1 protein-coding gene is annotated in these 1,350 nt (G+C 63.6%); it reads left to right on the forward strand.

The features are described from left to right. Window positions 1-70 precede the first annotated feature (70 nt). A protein-coding gene (locus tag ACT3S3_RS15230; protein WP_444627014.1) for an IS3 family transposase occupies window positions 71-1,314 on the forward strand; the annotation gives its coding sequence in 2 pieces (ribosomal slippage) (window positions 71-359 and window positions 359-1,314; 1,245 coding nt in all). Window positions 1,315-1,350 lie beyond the last annotated feature (36 nt).

Genomic DNA, 1,350 nt, shown 5'->3' on the forward strand with positions numbered 1-1,350 from the left:
GGGCCTGACCCCCGTGTGGTGGACACCCAACCCCCAGCAGTGAGCTGGGGAAGAAAGGTAGTGTTCCACCATGCCAAAGAAGACCTACACGGAGCAGTTCAAGCGTGACGCCGTCGCGCTGTACGAGAACACTCCAGGCGCGTCGATGAGCTCAATGGCCAAAGAGCTCGGCATCAACCGCAGCACCCTGAAAAACTGGGTCGGCCGGTTCTCCAGTGATCCCCGCGCTGGCAGCGCCGACAAATCGGAAACGGCCGCGGTCACCGACGCCGAACGGATCCGCCAACTCCAGCACGACAACGCACGACTGCGCGAGGAACGCGACATTCTGCGGAGGGCCGCGAAGTATTTCGCGGAAGAGACGACCTGGTGAGCCGCTTCCAGTTCGTTGACGACACCCGCACCGACTACTCGGTCAAGCGGCTCTGCGAGATCCTGAAGATCCAGCGGTCCTCCTACTACAATTGGCGCGACGGCGCTGGGGCCCGCCAGCAGCAGATCATCGCTGATGCGCTGCTGACGGTGCGGATCAGGGCGATATTTGACGCTGAGAACGGCTGTTACGGCGCCAAGCGCATCACCGCCGAACTCAATGACCCGCATGACTCCGACGGGGCTGGTACGTCGTCAGAGTCAGGATCGTCGGGCTGCACCCCAGCGCCGGTGAACCACAAACGCGTCGCCCGCCTGATGCGGGCCAACGGGCTGGCCGGCTACACGAAAAAGCGCCGCGTGAAGACCACCATCGCCGATAAGCGTCGGCGGGTATTCGCTGACCTGCTGCGCCGCCAATTCACCGCCAAGGCGGTCAACGACACCTACGTCGGCGACATCACCTATCTTCCGATTGCCGACGGGTCGAATATGTACCTGGCCACGGTCATCGACTGCTTCTCGCGCCGGCTCGTCGGTTTCGCGATCGCCGACCACATGCGCACCGAGTTGGTGCAGGAAGCGCTGGTGATGGCGAAGACCCAGCGCGGCAGTGTGGCCGGGGCGATCTTCCACTCGGACCACGGCAGCGTCTACACCTCCGGGGCGTTCCAGGACACCTGCCGGACCCTGGGAGTGCGCCAGTCGATGGGAGCGATCGGCACCAGCGCGGACAATGCTCTGGCGGAGTCGTTCAATGCCGCGCTGAAGCGCGAGGTGCTCCAGGATCAGGTGACCTTCGCCAATCAGCTTGTCTGCCGTCGGGACGTGTTCCGGTGGTGTGTCCGCTACAACACGGCCCGTCGGCATTCCTGGTGTGGAAATCTCTCGCCGCAGGCCTATGAGGCCCGTGGTTCCGGTAGTCTCAGATTCGCATCTTGATTACATCCCCGTGTCCACCATCCGGGGTTCGGGCCC

It is taken from the genome of Corynebacterium sp. AOP40-4SA-5 (assembly GCF_052377355.1).
Lineage (GTDB): Bacteria > Actinomycetota > Actinomycetes > Mycobacteriales > Mycobacteriaceae > Corynebacterium.